This is a genomic window from Kribbella sp. NBC_00709 (assembly GCF_036226565.1).
Taxonomy (GTDB): Bacteria; Actinomycetota; Actinomycetes; order Propionibacteriales; family Kribbellaceae; genus Kribbella.
In genome coordinates this window covers 4303028-4318210 of sequence record NZ_CP108996.1, presented here as the reverse complement: position 1 = coordinate 4318210, position 15183 = coordinate 4303028, and the positions used below count along the sequence as shown (strand labels likewise).

The following is a 15183-nucleotide window of genomic DNA, read 5'->3' as shown; positions in this document are numbered from 1 at the left end:
CCATCTACCAAGCCTACCGGTCGCCCGGGCTACCGTGCTTGTTCGAGTTTGTTGGTTTACGATGATTCCTGGCCGGACGCGTCGTACGGCCGGGAGGGTCACACGATGAAAACACCCCGCGGTGTACGCCGTACCGACACCAAACTGTCGGACGGACGCGAGCTGTTCTACTACGACCCGGCCGACACGCCGGTGCGGATTCCGCTCGAGGACACCCGCGGCCTGCCCGCCCCGCAGCCGCAGGTCGACCTGCGCACCGACCCGCTGACCGGCGACGTGATCACCTACGCCACCCATCGCAACACCCGGACGTACCTGCCGCCGGCCGACCAGTGCCCGCTGTGCGCCAGCAAGCCGGGCAACCCGACCGAGATCCCGGACCACGACTACAACGTCGCCGTCTTCGAGAACCGGTTCCCGTCGTTCGCCGGCCCGGGCCGGACCGAGGTGGTCTGCTTCACCAGCGACCACAACCAGTCGTTCACCAACCTGTCCCAGGGCCAGGCCCGTCTGGTCGTCGACACCTGGGCCGACCGGACCGCCGAGCTGGGCGCCCGCGACGACGTCGAACTGGTCTTCCCGTTCGAGAACCGCGGCCGTGAGATCGGGGTCACCCTCAGCCACCCGCACGGCCAGATCTACGCCTACCCGTTCCTGCCGCCGCGGATGCGGACCCTGATGGCGCGCGCCCGCGAGCACCAAGAGGTTGCCGGCAGCAACTTGTTCGCCGACGTCCTGGCCGCCGAGCGCAAGGAGGGCACCCGGGTCATCGGCGAGAACGGCAACTGGACCGCATTCGTCCCGGAGGCGGCCCGCTGGCCGGTCGAGGTGCACCTGTACCCGCACCGCCAGGTGTTCGGCATCGACGAACTGTCGGTCGGTGAGCGCGACGACTTCGCCGAGCTGTACCTCGACGTCCTGCGGCGCCTCGACGGCCTGTACGGCGAGCCGCTGCCCTACATCGCCGCCTGGCACCAGGCTCCGGTTCGCATCGACCGCGAGCTCGGCTACCTGCACCTGGAGGTGTTGTCGATCCGCCGGGCGAAGGACAAGATCAAGTACCTGGCCGGCTCGGAGTCCGGCATGGGCGCGTTCATCAGCGACACCCGGCCCGAGGACGTGGCCGAGACCCTGCGGAAGGTCGGTTCGTGAGCTCCTTCGAAGACGTTTTCGGTACGGCGCCCGACGGCAGCTGGCGCGCACCGGGACGAGTCAACCTGATCGGCGAGCACACCGACTACAACGACGGCCTCGTGCTCCCGATCGCCCTGCCGAACCGGATCGTCGTCACCGCCTCGAAGCGCGACGACGGCCGGATCGCGGTCGCCTCCGCCGGCCGCAAGGGCGTCACCGAGTTCGCGATCGACGAGTTGGCGCCGGCATCGGTCGCCGACTGGGCGGCGTACCCGGCCGGTGCGGCCTGGATCCTGCGTGAGTCCGGCTACCCGATCGGCGGCGCGAACTTGCGGTTCGAGTCCGACATCCCGTCCGGCGCCGGTCTGTCCTCGTCGGCGGCCCTGCTCTGCGCGACGCTGGTCGCACTGCTCGGTCTGCGCGAGATCGAGGTCGACCCCGCCGAGGTCGCGCGGCTCGCGCAGAAGGCGGAGAACAAGTACGTCGGTGCGCCGGTCGGCCTGATGGATCAGATGGCCTCGATGTGCTGCACCGAAGGCCACGCGCTGTACTTCGACATCCGCGCGATGTCCACCGAGCAGATCCCGTTCGACCCAGCGGCCGACGACCTCGCCTTGCTGGTCGTCGACGTGAAGGCACCGCATCGGCACGTCGACGGTGAGTACGCGGCCCGCCGCAAGAGCTGCGAGCAGGCGGCGGCCGAGCTCGGCGTACCGGCTCTGCGTTCGATCGCGTTCGAGGACCTCGATGCTGCGCTGACGCGGTTGCCGGATGACGTCGTACGGCGGCGGGTTCGTCATGTCGTCACCGAGATCCGCCGGGTCGAGGACGCGGTCGCGTTGATGCACGCCGGCAAGCTGCGTGAGGTCGGCCCGCTGTTCACGGCGTCGCACGTCTCGATGCGCGACGACTTCGAGATCACGGTGCCGGAGCTGGACGTAGCGGTCGACACGGCCCTCGATGCAGGTGCGCTCGGCGCGCGGATGACCGGTGGTGGTTTCGGCGGCTGCATCATCGCGCTGGTGGAATCGAACGCGGCCGAGTCGGTGCTGGCCGCGATCGAGAAGGCCTTTGCAGAGCACGGTTTCACCGCCCCCAACGCCCTCGCCGCAACCCCGTCAGCCGGAGCGTCCCGCCTCGGCTAGGAAGCGATGACGAGGTCGCATCCCGTGTCGCGCATGGCTTTGCGGGCGGCGGTCGAGAGGCCGTTGTCGGTGACGATGACGTCCAGGTCGGACCAGGTCGCGAACGTGCTCAGACCGACGGTCCCCCACTTGGTGTGGTCCGCGACGACGACGATCTCCCGGCTGGCGGCGATGAACGACCGGTTGGTCTCGGCCTCCATCAGGTTCGGCGTGCTCAGCCCGTGCTCGGCGTCGACACCGTGCGCGCCGAGGAACAAGAGGTCGAGGTGCAACGACGCCAGCGCCGCGGTCGCGATCGGTCCGACCAGCGCGTCCGACGGCGTACGGATGCCGCCGATCAGGACGACGGTGCGGTCCGAGCGGCCGTTGCCGTGGAACACATCCGCGATCCGCGCCGAGTTCGTCACGACGGTGAGGTTCTCCACCCGGAGCAACTGACGAGCCAGCGCGTACGTCGTCGTACCGGCGCCGATGCCGATCGCACTGTCGGGCTGGACTCTCGTCGCTGCCTCGGCCGCGATCGCCTGCTTGGCCGCGGACTCCTGCGTCAGCTTGGCGTCGAAGCCGGGCTCGTGCGCGCTGCGCAGACCGACCGAGGTCGCGCCGCCGTGCACCTTGTGCAGCAGGCCGCTGGAGTCCAGGGCGTCCAGGTCGCGCCGGATCGTCATGTCCGACACGCCGAACCGATCGACCAGCTCGGCCACCGTGATCGCGCCGCGACTGTTGACCTCGGCAACGATCGTGGCCTGTCGCTGAGCGGCCAGTTGCCCACCCCGGCCGCGTGGCGGCTCTGCTCCGGCTGCGTTCACACCCGACAGCCTAATCTCGAATGCTCCCGGTGTCAGGGAAATGCGTTGCTCACCCGGTGGCAGCGCGTCACCCTGAGGTATGCGATTCCCCGAGGACGTTCCGGTGCTGACCGACGGCGTCGTGACGCTGCGTGCCCACACCGCCGATGATGTCGACCCTGCCTACCGGATCTGCCAGGACCCGGTCATGCAGCAGTGGACCACCATCCCGGTCCCGTACCTGCAGGAGCACGCGGTCAACTTCCTCACCGAAGTGGTCCCGACCGGCTGGCGCGAGAACACGATGTGGGCCTGGGCGATCGAGTACGACGGCCGGTACGCCGGGACCATCGACCTCGGTGACGGCGAGGGCGGTGTCGGCGAGGTCGGGTTCGCGCTGGCGCCGGAGGTCCGCGGCCACGGGGTGATGACCCGCGCGCTCAAACTCGCGGTGCGGTACGCGTTCGACGGGCTCGGCTGGGAGCGGGTGATCTGGCGCGCGTTCGTCGGCAACTACGCGAGCCGCCGGGTCGCCTGGAAGGCCGGGTTCCGCGGGCTCGTCACGATCCCGGGCGGCGGCCGGCAGCGCGGCGTACGGAAGGACGAATGGGTCGCATCGGTCGCGCGCGACGAGGAGCTCGAGCCGCAGGGCAACTGGTGGACCGTGCCCGAGCTCGACGGTGGCGGGATCCGGCTGCGCGCGTTGCGCGACTCGGACGCCCAGCGGGTGATGGAAGCGTGCAACGACGAGCGGACCCAGCAGTGGTTGTCGGGCATGCCGTCGCCGTACACGCTGGACGACGCCAAGGGATTCATCGCCGGCCGGCAGGATACGGCGGCGAGCGGTGAGGCGGTCGCCTGGGCGATCGCCGACGCGGCGACCGACGAGCTGCTCGGGAACGTCAGCATCTTCGCGCTGAAGGGCCGGCACGACCCCACCAAGGGCGAGATCGGGTACTGGATGCACCCGGAGGCGCGGGGCCGCAAGGTGATGTCGACGGCGGTCGAGCTGGTGGTCGCGCACGCGTTCCGGCCGATCGAGGACGGCGGTCTGGGCCGGCGGCGCCTGGTCATCAGGTGCGCGGACGTGAACCCCGCATCCGCGCACGTTGCCGAGGTCAACGGCTTCACCCGGGTCGCCAACGAACGCCGCGCCGACCCCCGCCGCGACGGGAGCTATGACAACGAGTTCACCTACGACCTCCTCGCCGACGACTACCCCGCCCGCTGACGCGTCAGGGGTTGCGCTGTGCGCAGCCGAACGGTAGTGGTGACGCGCTGCAGGCGGAAATTCACGGCCAGTTGGTGTCAAGCGACACCAGTTCCCCTCGCCGTGACGGTTGCGGGCTGCTTGAATCGACAGGTGAGAGATCGTGAGGAGCTCGTCCGCCGCTGGCAGGCCGGGTGGTCCGTCTCGCGGGGCTGGACCACAGTGGAGGACGACAACGACGGCATCCTGATCGTCCGTGCGGGTGAGGAGAGCCGGCCGACGGAGTACGTCGTACTGGATGCCGACGACAAACCGGAGCGCGTGGAGCGAGCCGCCCAGCTGGCCTCGGCCGACGGCGGCGGGCGCGGCGCGGGCTGGATCACCCTGGCCACCGACGACAAGGAAGCGCGGATCGAGCAGCTGGAGGATCTCGGCCTCGAGGTCCAGCAGGACCAGGACTGGCTGATGACGATCCAGCTCTCGGAGCAGCCGGCGCTGAAGCTGCACGAGCGCTATGCCTTGCACACCGAACTGGAGGACGACCTGATCATTACCCGGGCCACCTTGCACGGCGGAGTGGTGTCGAGCGGGCGGATGGCGGTCGTCGGTCCGGACGCGGTCGCGGACCGGATCGAGACCGACCCGGCCCACCGGCGGCGCGGGCTCGGCAGCGCGGTGATGGCATCCCTGGTCGAGGCGGCCGCGGCGAAGGGCGCCAAACGCGGCATCCTGATCGCGTCCATCGACGGCCTACGCCTGTACCGAAGCCTCGGCTGGAAGGTCATCGCCGACATAGTCATAGCCCGCTCAACCGTTTGAAACGACTGCGATAGTCAAAGGTTCGTGAAGTGAGGTCTGGGGAAGGGTCGGCAAACGCCGACCTGGGCAAAGGTGCAGACCATGACGAACCACAAACGGTCACTCGGTAGTGGTGTGGCCGGACCTCTCATCGCTTCGCTGTCGGCTCTGGTCCTGCTGGTCGGCGTCGGGTGGTTCGTCGTACGTCAGACCGGCTCCAGCAAGGTGACGAGCCAGGAGACCCCGATCACGTCCGTCGCGCCGGCCAGTGACGACGCTCCCAAGGCGACTCCGGTCCGTCCGACGAGTCCGTCGTACACACCCCGCCGTACGACGCCGACACCGACGCCGACGCGCGCCACCACGAAAACCCCGACGCCGACCCGCTCGACGACGGCGCCGAGCCGGGACAGCACCCGCACCCCGAGCCCCAGGCCCACGAAGTCGACGACCAAGCCGACGTCGAAGCCCAGTCGCACCGCGACACCGAAGCCGACGGCAAGTACCAAGCCCAGTGGCGGATCCGCGGCACAGGTGCTTGCCCTGACCAACCAGGAGCGCGCCAAGGCCGGCTGTGGACCGCTGCGCACGAACAGCGCGCTGATCAGAGCGGCCCAGGCGCACGCCTCCGACATGGTTGCCAAGCACTACTTCGCGCACGACAGCCTGGACGGCCGCAGCCCGTTCGACCGGATGAAGGCGGCCGGGTTCGCGGGCGGTGCGATGGCCGAGAACATTGCCGTCGGCTACTCGAGCCCGTCCGCGGTCGTGACCGGCTGGATGAACAGCCCGGGCCACCGCGCGAACATCCTCAACTGCACGTACTCGATGATCGGCATCGGGTACGACAGCGGCCAGGTCAAGCCGGACTGGGGCAACGGCAGCTGGGTCCAGGACTTCGGCGGGTGATCGCCGGTTCAGGCACTGTTCGTTAATCGTTGGCCGAGAACCTTCGGGAATCGTTAAGAGGCGTCGCGGACCTGTAACGATGACCTCGCGGGTCCGTTAAGGTCGCTGTTCGGTAACCAGGGGGGACCTGGCTGGACCACGGGGAACGACGCGACACTCGGCACAACGAAAAAACGAAGAGGATTCGCCCATCCCATGACGGATTCGCCTCCCCCCCGGCGGCACCGCGGCAGTAGACGAGCTCCCCGGCGGAGCCGTGGCCTGATCGGCCCTGTCGTCAGTGCGTTGTCGGTTCTGCTCGCGATCGGACCGGTCGTGTGGTTGATGTCCCGTGACAACGCGAGGGTCGACGACGCCACCAAGGTCCTGAACGTCTCCGAGAACTCCCGCGTCGACGGCGGATCCACCGGCACATCGGCCGGGACCCCGCTCGTCACCATCACCAAGACGCTGCCGAACGGCCGCACCACCACGGCCGTCGTCGGTACGCCGGCACTCGGTCCGGCCGCGACCTCGACGTCGACATCAGCGACTCCGACCAGCCCTGGTACGCCGAGTGATACGCCCACCGGCGTACTCACCACGCCGACCACTCCGACTGTCGGCGTGACGACGGTGACCGTGCCGCCGACCACCTCGGCCTCGCCGGGTGGCACGCGGACGACCAGCGGCGGGCGGCCCAAGCCGACCCGGACCGCGACGACGACACCGCGCAGTACGCCGACGAAGACGCGGACCACCGAGCCGACGCCGAGCGACACTGCGCCGCCGCCCAGTGGTGGCGGTACGAACGCGCAGGAGCGGCAGGTCCTCGAGTACACCAACCAGATTCGTCAGCAGCAGGGCTGCGGCCCGCTCCGGCTGGACAGCGCACTCGTCGAGGCAGCCGGCGAGCACGCGTCCGACATGGTCCGGCGGCACTACATGGACCACACGAACCCCGAGGGTCAGGACCCTGGCGACCGGATGGCGGCCGACGGGTACCGCGGGTCGAGCTGGGGCGAGAACATCGCGGCCGGCTACGACAGCGCGCAGAAGGTGGTCGCGGCCTGGATGCAGAGCGACGGCCACCGCAAGAACATCCTGAACTGCCGGTTCACCACGATCGGCATCGGCTACGACCCGGGGAAGGTCAAGTCGGACTACGGACCAGGCAGTTGGGTCCAGGACTTCGGCCGGAGCTGAGGCCGGTTGTGGATGTCATTGTGTGCAGATCACCGAGTGCGGCCGAGACGTTGTCTCAGGCCCACAATGTCCGGCCGGTTCACGGCCGGTCGCCGCGGGTAGATCCGACCTTGTCATGTCGCCGGACGTTCCTGGGGGGCTCCGGTGAGACGGCTGATGAGGCACGTCTTGGGGGCGCGACTTTGAAGGGAACAACGAAATAATGTCCGAGTCCGGAAACGGCCGGTACAAACCACGCCGGAAGGCGACCCGAGCGGCAACCCGCTCGTCGCGCTCCGGCAACCGGTCCACCCCGCCCGCGGAATCGACCCCGCCCGCACCACCAGAACCACCCCGCTACGCACCGCGCACGAGCGACGAGTCGCCCTTCTGGGCCACCGCGCAGAACGCCGGCGCGTCCAACGAGTCCCCGTTCTGGGCCGGCGGCAACCAGTCCCGCCCGGCCACACCGCAGTACGCCCCGCGCGGCGGCATGCCCAGCTACACCGCACCGGAGGATGCGACCTCCGGACTCCCCACGCGGTCGCCGGCTGAGGACGCCGGTCTCGCGGCGAGGCGTCCTGCCGGTGGTACGCCGTCGTGGGTCGAGCAGTCCATTGCCGGTACGGAGCCCGAGGAGCCGAGCCGCGCGCGCCGGGCGGCACGTCGTCCGGAGACGCCGGAGCCGACCGAGCGCACCGGCCTGGGTGAAACCGCCGGCACCTGGTCCATCCGCCGGGCATCCGACGACTGGGCCTCCCTCGACACGAGCAGGCCGGACACCACCCCTCCGCCTGCCGCCCGCCGCAGCTCGACGCCGGCCGCCTCAGCAGCCGACGCCCTAGCAGCAACCGGCCGAGGCGCAGGCGCCGAGCCCCGCGCGAGAGCGGCCCGCACTGAGACGCCTGGACTGGGTACGGCCGCGGCCGGCGTGGCCGGTCTCGGCGCGACCACCGCAGGTGCGGCCGGCGCAGATGCCGGCGTGGCTGACTTCGGCTCAGGTGCTCGCACTTCCGGCCTCGGCTCAGCTGGTACTGGCTCGGCTGGTGCTGGTTTGGCTGCTGGTGGGGATGAGCGGCTTGGGTCTGCACATGTGGCTGCCGGGCATGGGGCTTCTGGGCCTGGAAGTGGCGGGCCTGGGGGTAGTGGGCCTGGGAGAGGTGGGCGGGCTGCGGCTCGGGCTGCTGGGGGTGGACGGTCTGCTCGGGGGCGGCGGTCGATTATTGCTGTTGCCTCGGTGATTCTGGTGATCACGCCGATCTCGTGGATCCTGTTGCACCAGCCGCAGAACGACGACGCGGACGCGTCGGTGCCGATGGTCACGCGGACCGACGACACGTACATCACCCCGACCACGAAGGCCGCCGTCGCGACCCCGACGAAGCGGCCGACGGTCCCGCCGACGGCGACCCCGACCAGCAGCCCGACGGTCACCCCGACCACCACGCCGACGGCAACTCCGACGGACACACCGACGGATTCCGCCTCCCCGACCACGGTCCCGTCGGAGACCCCGAGCACCATCGACCCGACGGACTCGCCCACCTCGGAGAAGGCGACCAGCGCCCCGACCTCACCGGGCCGCACGATCTCCACCAGCCGACCGACTCAGACCACGCCACCGCCCCCGCCGCCACCTCCGGCGCGCGACGGCGGCATGGACGCCAACGAGTCGCAGCTGTTCGACATGATCGACAGCGCCCGCAAGAACGCCGGCTGCCAGCCGCTCGAGCAGGACCCGGACCTGACCGGCAGCGCCCGCTCGGACGCCAAGAGCCGCGCCAAGTCCGGTGCGACGAACAGCTCCGGCTCCTCGAAGTCGACCGCCGGCGGCGACAACTGGAACGCCCAGCAGGCGTACGACCAGATGATGGCCCAGAGCCGCGGCACGATCCTCAACTGCGGCCTGACCACCCTGGGCGTCGGCCGGATCGGGTACGCGCACTGCACGGCGATCGACCTGCTCGGCCTCTGCATCGGCTCCAAGCCGACCCGCTACGCGTGGGTGGCCGACTTCTCGTAGTCACCACGGCACGATTCCCGCCGGTTGGTGCGACCATGGTTGGACGACCTGGTCCACCAACCCGGGGGAGGCTGGATGTTTTCCGAGCGTGACGACGTGGATCGGGCCGGGCCGGCGCACTACGGGATCCATCCGGACGCGTTCGCCGAGGAGCGGCCGGATCCGCGCCCCGAGGAGGCCAGGCGGATGGGGCTGAGCCGGCACACCGAGGAAGGCGCCGTCCTGTACTTCGCCTCGTCGCTCGACCGCGGCAAGCCCGGCCACCGGATGATGGCCTGGATCCTGCTCGTCACGTTCGCCGCGCCGGTGCTCTACATCCTGCTCGTGCTGCTGTAGAACTCCTGCCGGTGCCGCCGCGGCGTCGTCCCCAGCAGCAGGTGGAAGTGATGGCGCAACGCGTCACTGCTGCCGAAGCCACTCGACGCCGCGACCCGCTCGACCGGCAGGTCCGTTGTCTCCAGCAACAACCGCGCCCGGTCCAGCCGTTGCCGCAGCAACCAGGCCTGTCCCGAGCTCCCGGTCCGCGCCCGGAACTGCCGCGTGAAGGTACGCCGCGACAGCGCCACCGCCCCGGCCCACTCGTCCAGCGACACCGGCTGATCGAGCCGCGCCCGCGCCCACACCATCGCCTTCTCGATCACGTCGTCGCCCGGATCCGGCGGCACCGGCACCGGGATGTACTGCGCCTGCGACCCGCTCCGATGCGGCGCCACCACGATGTCGCGGGCAACGTTCTCGGCCTCTTCGACCCCGTGATGGGTCCGGACCAGGTGCAGACAGCAGTCCAGCGACGCCGCCGTACCCGCCGAGGTGATGACGTCGCCCAGGTCCGACCACAGCACGTCCGCCCGCACGGCCAACTCCGGATGCTGCGCCCGCAGCTCGTCCGCCCAGCGCCAGTGGGTCACCACCTCACGCCCCGCGGCGATCCCGCTCTCCGCCACCAGGAACGCCCCGACGCACAACCCGACCACGGTCGCCCCGCGCGCATGCGCCTGCCGGATCGCGTCCAGCAGTACGGCGGACGCTTGCCGACCGGGCTCCCAGCTGGGCAGCACCACGACATCGGCCCGCTCCATCGCCTCCAGCCCGTGCTCCACGCTGATCCCGAACCCGGCGTTCGTCCGCATCGATCCCGGCTCCTCCGCGCAGACGAGTACGTCGTACCGGTTCGAGCGACCGCGCCGCTCGCCGAGGACCAGGCAGGGTACGGACAGGTGGAACGGGCTCATCCCGTCGTACGCGAAGACCGCGACAGTACGCATGAAGACAGTATGGCCCGATCTTCGGTAACTACGGCTCCCGGGCCAATGGTCAGACACCTCGGCAAGGCAGAAGATCGTGGACATGGAGATCACGCACATCGGCGGCCCGACCGCCGTCCTGAACCTCGGCGGCCTGAAGTTCCTGATCGATCCCGCCTTCGACGAGCCCCGCGACTACCAGTTGCCGGGCCGGGTGATGAGCAAGCTGATCGGCCCGGCGATCCCGGCCGCCGAGCTCGGCCCGATCGACGTCGCTCTGGTCTCGCACGACGAGCACAAGGACAACCTCGACGACGCCGGCCGCGCGCTGCTGCCGACGATCCCGACCGTCCTGTCGACCCCGGGCGCGGCGACCCGGATCCCCGGCGTCCGCGGGCTGGAGAACTGGGAGTCGATCGACCTGCCCCGGCCGGACGGCGGCGTCGTCACGGTGACCGGCGTACCTGCGCTGCACGGCCCGGAAGGAGCCGAGAAGGTGCTCGGCGTGGTGACCGGGTTCGTCCTGCAGGGCGACGGCCTTCCGACCGTCTACGTGGCCGGCGACAACGCGTCACTCGGTCTGGTGAAGGAGATCGCCGACCGGTTCGCGCCGATCGACGTCGCGATCCTCTTCGCGGGGGCGGCGCGGACCGCTCTGCTCGACGGCGCGAACCTCACGCTGACGTCGGCCCAGGCGGTCGAGGCGGCGCGACTGCTCGGTACGGCGACCATCGTCCCGGTGCACACCGAGGGTTGGGCGCACTTCACCGAAGGGCCGGACGAGTTCGTTGCCGCGTTCCGTGCGGCCGGGCTGATCGAGCGCGTGAAGGTGCTCGAGCACGGCGTCGCGACGACCGTTGATTGAGCCCTTGACGAGCACGGAGCGTAACGACTAGCGTGCGACCGCCGGGGGGAACCGGCAGCTGTGTTCACCGGGCCGGGGGGAGATTCGGCCCACTGCCGAGGGGGAATTCTGTTGTTCGCACGACGCTTCCGCATGCTCTTTTCCACCGCGACGGCGGCCGTGGTGCTCGCCGGTACGGCGGTCTTCGCACCACTGACGGCCGACGCGGCGATCACCGCCGTACTCAGCGGGATCCAGTACGACCCGCCGGGTGCGGACGTCCGCACCAACGCCCAGCTGAACAACGAGTTCTTCACCGTCCGCAACATCAGCAGCCGGCCGATCAACCTGTCCGGCTTCCGGGTGCTGGATGCGGCCAACCACCTGTTCGTGTTCCCGCGCGGCTACGTGCTGCCGGGCCGGACAACCGTCATCGTCCGCACCGGCAAGAACCGGAACCGGGCGCAGACGCTGTACTGGAACCAGAGCTGGTACATCTGGAACAACGAAGGTGACACCGCCCGCTTCCAGACCCCGGCCGGCAAGACCTTCGACACCTGCACCTACAAGGCCGTCACCGGCCGGTCGCGAGTCGCCTGCTAGTCCTGCGCGGGATCGGCGCCGTCCGGGATCCATTCCTGGACGGCGATCTCGTCGCCGACCCGAATGGCGCCTCCGGCAAGCACCGCGGCCTTGACGCCGAAGCTGACGCCACCGCCGTACGCCGGTTCGCGCCGGTACGTCGCCAGCGTCCTGGTCGGCTCCGGACCGGACTTGACGCCGGTCGACTGCTCCACCGTCGGCACCGCACACCGGATGCCGCGCGCCGAGTAGCCGATCTCGACCGCGCCGGCCGTCATCCGGAGCACCTTGTCCTCGGTGTGCGGTTCGGACCATCCGGACACGACGATGTTCGGCCGGAAGCGGTTCATCGGGATCGCAGCGCCGCCGTGCTCGAGGATGCGCTGGTTCAGTCCGTCGAGTGACGACTGCGACGTGATCATCAGCGCGTGCGCATCGCCGTACCCCGTGAGTCCGCGGTGCGCGCCCCAGCCGGGACGCTCGTGCTCGGGGGTGACCCGGACGAGTGCCGCCGGAGTGCCGAGGCGGGCGGTGAACCACTCGTCCGCGGCCGCGGCCTGGACGACGCCCTGGCCGAACCACTTCCCGAACAGGCTGACGTCGCGCCGCTTGCCGTCGTACTGGATCTCGAGCTCGACGTCCGGGGCGCCGGCGGCGGACAGCCGGAGGTGGTCGCCGGCCAGCTCGGCGTGGAGGGTCGCCATCGCGGGCAGCTTGCGCTGGCTGAGGAAGCTGCCGTCCGGCTCGACCAGCATGAACAGCCGATCGTTCAGCAGGCCGGTCGGGCCGGCCTCTGCTGCCTCGACGGGAATCCCGGCGAGACCTTTGACGGGGTAGTAGGCCAGGGCAGCGACCTTTGCGGCGGACACAGGGTCAAGCCTAACCGGCCTTGATCTGTTGAAACATGTTGAGTTATGTTTGAACACGTGGAGGATGTCGAGGCGTTCGCGGATGCGTTGCAGCGGGTACGACGTCATGCCGGGCTGAGCTACCGGCAGCTGGCCGACCGCGCGCACTACTCGCATCCACACCTGATCCGCGCGACGAACGGGAAGCAGCTGCCGACCTGGGAGGTCACCGCCGCGTTCCTGACCGGCTGCGGGGTGCCTGCCGACCTGATGCCGGTCTGGCGCCGGCGCTGGGAGCAGGCCAGCCGCGATCCACGCGACATCGTCGGCCTGCTGGAGAACGCGGAGAGCCTGCAGGAGCTGGGGGCTGCTGTCGCAGCACTCGCCCGTCCGCGCTCGTTGCGGGCGCTGGCCCAGCTCACCGGCATCCCCCGGGCGACGCTGCAGGCGTGGTTCCAAGGGTCGCGGCTGGCCGGTCCGGACCGGCTCGACCTGCTCGTCCGAGCAGTCGGCGCGACACCGGCCGAACGCACAGCGGTCGCCCGCACCGTAGAGCGCCTCAGCTCCGGCCCGAGGGTCAGCTCCGGAAGGCTGAAGGCGGCGCCTGCGGCGTGACGTAGCGTTCCGCGTCCGTCAGCGGCGTCGCTTTCCCGGCGAGCTCTGCCAGCGGCATCACGTCGTACGGCGGTTGGGCCCGGCGGCCGGGGTCCGTGAGGTCGGGGACCGGTTGCCGTGACGCGACCATGATCACGTTCCCGAATCCCTTGCCACGCAGGATCTTCCGCTCCGCGAGCACCACCCCGGCACCGATCTCCGCCTGCACGGTGGCCGCAGTACGCCGGATGAACGGCAACCCGGCCTTCCCGTCGATCAGATTCGCCACCAGTACGCCGGTGGGCCGCAGTACGCGGGCGCACTCGGCGAAGAACTCCGCGGTGACCAGATTCGCCGGAACGGCCTCGTGCTCGAACGCGTCCAGGATCACCAGGTCCATCGAGTCGTCGTACACCTCGCCGATGCCGGCCCGTCCCGTCACCGGCCGCACCTTGATCCCGGACCGCTTCGGCAGCGGCAGCGCCTCGCGGACGAACTCGGTCAGATCCTCGTCCGGCTCGAGAACGATCTGCCGCGACCGCGACCGGGTGACAGCGACGTACCGCGGAAGACTCAGCGCGGCCCCGCCGACGTGCAGCACCGCGACCGGCTGCCGTCGCGGCGCCACCACATCCACGACGTCGCCGATCCGGCGCATGTACTCGAACGGCAGGTGCGCCGGGTCCGCCAGATCGACCTGCGACTGCGGCGACCCGTCGATCCGCAGGACGAAGGTGCCGTCGGCCTGCGCCTCGACACTGGCCAGCCCGGACCCGACGCGACGTTCCACCCGGCCATCATTTCAGTCGCCGCGGAAGTGTGAGGAAGAACGTGCCGCCCCAGCGTTGGGCTGACCGTCGGACCTTGCTAGCGTCCGAAGCACCACAAAGCACAAAGGAGCGTGTTGTGAGCACTACACCGGTGAAGGTGGCCGTTACCGGGGCCGCGGGGAATATCGGTTACAGCCTGCTGTTCCGGATCGCGAGCGGGGCCCTGCTGGGGCCGGACACCCCGGTGGAGCTGCGGCTGCTGGAGATCACCCCGGCGCTGAAGGCACTCGAGGGCGTCGTGATGGAGCTCGAGGACTCCGCCTTCCCGGCGCTGGCCGGGATCGAGATCGGCGACGACCCGAACGTCGTCTTCGACGGGGTCAACGTCGCGCTGCTGGTGGGTGCGCGGCCGCGGACCAAGGGCATGGAGCGTGGTGACCTGCTGGAGGCCAACGGCGCGATCTTCACCGGCCAGGGCAAGGCGCTGAACGACCACGCCGCGGACGACGTCCGGATCACCGTCACCGGCAACCCGGCGAACACGAACGCGCTGATCGCCAAGAGCAACGCGCCGGACATCCCGGCCGAGCGGTTCTCGGCGCTGACCCGGCTGGACCACAACCGGGCGCTGGCGCAGCTGGCGAAGAAGGCCGGTGTGCACGTCACCGACCTGAAGAAGCTGACGATCTGGGGCAACCACTCCGCGACGCAGTACCCGGACATCTTCCACGCGGAGGTAGCCGGCAAGAACGCGGCCGAGGTCGTCAACGACCAGGCCTGGCTGGAGAACGACTTCCTCCCGACCGTGCAGAAGCGCGGCGCGGCGATCATCGAGGCGCGTGGCGCGTCGTCGGCGGCCTCCGCCGCGGCCGCCACCATCGACCACACCCGCGACTGGCTGGCCGGTTCGGCCGAGGGTGACTGGCTGTCGATGGCGGTCGTCTCCGACGGCTCGTACGACGTGCCGGAGGGCCTGATCTCGTCGTTCCCGGTGACCGTGAAGGACCGCAACTGGGAGATCGTCCAGGGCCTGGAGATCAACGACTTCTCCCGCGGCAAGATCGACGCCTCGACCGCCGAGCTCGGCGAAGAGCGCGACGCGGTGAAGGCGCTCGGCCTGATCGGCTGAT

Annotated in this window: 19 protein-coding genes; 13 read left to right on the top strand and 6 right to left on the bottom strand. The window is 69.9% G+C overall.

The window, feature by feature from the left end:
• Positions 1-105: 105 nt before the first annotated feature.
• Complete coding sequence (galT, locus tag OHA18_RS21270) at positions 106-1152, top strand: galactose-1-phosphate uridylyltransferase (protein ID WP_329005921.1); 1047 nt, start codon at positions 106-108, stop codon at positions 1150-1152.
• Positions 1149-2279 (top strand): galactokinase, encoded by a 1131-nt coding sequence (gene galK / locus OHA18_RS21265; protein ID WP_329005920.1) that lies wholly within the window; start codon positions 1149-1151, stop codon positions 2277-2279. The genes galT and galK overlap by 4 nt, the downstream gene beginning before the upstream one ends.
• Here the strand turns inward: galK and OHA18_RS21260 are convergent.
• Positions 2276-3088: a DeoR/GlpR family DNA-binding transcription regulator gene (locus OHA18_RS21260; protein WP_329005919.1), complete on the bottom strand. Its 813-nt coding sequence runs from the start codon at positions 3086-3088 to the stop codon at positions 2276-2278. The genes galK and OHA18_RS21260 overlap by 4 nt on opposite strands.
• 79 nt (positions 3089-3167) lie before the next feature.
• On the opposite strand from OHA18_RS21260, the gene OHA18_RS21255 reads away from it, so the two are divergent.
• Both OHA18_RS21255 and OHA18_RS21250 read left to right on the top strand, forming a co-directional pair.
• Entirely contained in the window at positions 3168-4298 is a 1131-nt protein-coding gene (locus OHA18_RS21255; RefSeq protein WP_329005918.1) for a GNAT family N-acetyltransferase, read from the top strand.
• A 132-nt stretch (positions 4299-4430) separates the two neighbouring features.
• The gene (locus OHA18_RS21250; protein WP_329005917.1) at positions 4431-5096 is read left to right on the top strand and encodes a GNAT family N-acetyltransferase; all 666 of its coding nucleotides are present in this window, start codon (positions 4431-4433) and stop codon (positions 5094-5096) included.
• Positions 5097-5281: 185 nt separating this feature from the next.
• On the opposite strand, the gene OHA18_RS21245 is transcribed toward OHA18_RS21250, so the two are convergent.
• Entirely contained in the window at positions 5282-5554 is a 273-nt protein-coding gene (locus OHA18_RS21245) for a hypothetical protein (protein ID WP_329005916.1), read from the bottom strand.
• A 55-nt stretch (positions 5555-5609) separates the two neighbouring features.
• Between OHA18_RS21245 and OHA18_RS21240 the strand changes: the two genes are divergently transcribed.
• A complete protein-coding gene (locus tag OHA18_RS21240; RefSeq protein ID WP_329005915.1) occupies positions 5610-5984 on the top strand; it encodes a CAP domain-containing protein in 375 nt (124 codons plus the stop codon).
• A gap of 285 nt (positions 5985-6269) precedes the next feature.
• Positions 6270-7169 carry a CAP domain-containing protein gene (locus OHA18_RS21235; protein ID WP_329005914.1) on the top strand — a complete coding sequence of 300 codons (900 nt, stop codon included), beginning with the start codon at positions 6270-6272 and terminating at the stop codon, positions 7167-7169.
• 336 nt (positions 7170-7505) lie between these two features.
• Here the strand turns inward: OHA18_RS21235 and OHA18_RS21230 are convergent, their stop codons facing one another.
• On the bottom strand, positions 7506-7643 hold the full coding sequence (locus tag OHA18_RS21230; RefSeq protein WP_329005913.1) for a hypothetical protein: 138 nt from the start codon (positions 7641-7643) through the stop codon (positions 7506-7508).
• Positions 7644-8122: 479 nt separating this feature from the next.
• Here OHA18_RS21230 and OHA18_RS21225 point away from each other — a divergent pair, with 479 nt between their 5' ends.
• From OHA18_RS21225 to OHA18_RS21215, 3 genes are all read left to right on the top strand, one after another.
• Positions 8123-8389: a hypothetical protein gene (locus tag OHA18_RS21225; protein WP_329005911.1), complete on the top strand. Its 267-nt coding sequence runs from the start codon at positions 8123-8125 to the stop codon at positions 8387-8389.
• Positions 8386-9171 carry a CAP domain-containing protein gene (locus OHA18_RS21220; protein WP_329005909.1) on the top strand — a complete coding sequence of 262 codons (786 nt, stop codon included), beginning with the start codon at positions 8386-8388 and terminating at the stop codon, positions 9169-9171. Before OHA18_RS21225 ends, OHA18_RS21220 begins: the two co-directional genes overlap by 4 nt.
• 75 nt (positions 9172-9246) lie before the next feature.
• Positions 9247-9507: a hypothetical protein gene (locus OHA18_RS21215; protein WP_329005908.1), complete on the top strand. Its 261-nt coding sequence runs from the start codon at positions 9247-9249 to the stop codon at positions 9505-9507.
• On the opposite strand, the gene OHA18_RS21210 is transcribed toward OHA18_RS21215, so the two are convergent.
• Positions 9483-10436, bottom strand: coding sequence for a GlxA family transcriptional regulator (locus tag OHA18_RS21210; protein WP_329005907.1), 954 nt, complete (start codon positions 10434-10436; stop codon positions 9483-9485). The genes OHA18_RS21215 and OHA18_RS21210 overlap by 25 nt on opposite strands.
• Positions 10437-10518: 82 nt before the next feature.
• On the opposite strand from OHA18_RS21210, the gene OHA18_RS21205 reads away from it, so the two are divergent.
• Positions 10519-11280, top strand: a complete 762-nt coding sequence (locus tag OHA18_RS21205) for an MBL fold metallo-hydrolase (protein ID WP_329005906.1) — start codon at positions 10519-10521, stop codon at positions 11278-11280.
• 132 nt (positions 11281-11412) lie between these two features.
• Positions 11413-11862: a lamin tail domain-containing protein gene (locus OHA18_RS21200; RefSeq protein ID WP_329005905.1), complete on the top strand. Its 450-nt coding sequence runs from the start codon at positions 11413-11415 to the stop codon at positions 11860-11862.
• Here OHA18_RS21200 and OHA18_RS21195 read toward each other — a convergent pair.
• Complete coding sequence (locus OHA18_RS21195; RefSeq protein WP_329005904.1) at positions 11859-12710, bottom strand: MOSC domain-containing protein; 852 nt, start codon at positions 12708-12710, stop codon at positions 11859-11861. The genes OHA18_RS21200 and OHA18_RS21195 overlap by 4 nt on opposite strands.
• A gap of 57 nt (positions 12711-12767) precedes the next feature.
• Between OHA18_RS21195 and OHA18_RS21190 the strand changes: the two genes are divergently transcribed.
• The gene (locus tag OHA18_RS21190; RefSeq protein ID WP_329005903.1) at positions 12768-13304 is read left to right on the top strand and encodes a helix-turn-helix domain-containing protein; all 537 of its coding nucleotides are present in this window, start codon (positions 12768-12770) and stop codon (positions 13302-13304) included.
• Here the strand turns inward: OHA18_RS21190 and OHA18_RS21185 are convergent.
• Positions 13267-14073 (bottom strand): spermidine synthase, encoded by an 807-nt coding sequence (locus OHA18_RS21185; RefSeq protein WP_329005902.1) that lies wholly within the window; start codon positions 14071-14073, stop codon positions 13267-13269. The genes OHA18_RS21190 and OHA18_RS21185 overlap by 38 nt on opposite strands.
• A 116-nt stretch (positions 14074-14189) precedes the next feature.
• On the opposite strand from OHA18_RS21185, the gene OHA18_RS21180 reads away from it, so the two are divergent.
• Complete coding sequence (locus OHA18_RS21180) at positions 14190-15182, top strand: malate dehydrogenase (RefSeq protein ID WP_329005900.1); 993 nt, start codon at positions 14190-14192, stop codon at positions 15180-15182.
• Position 15183: the final 1 nt, after the last annotated feature.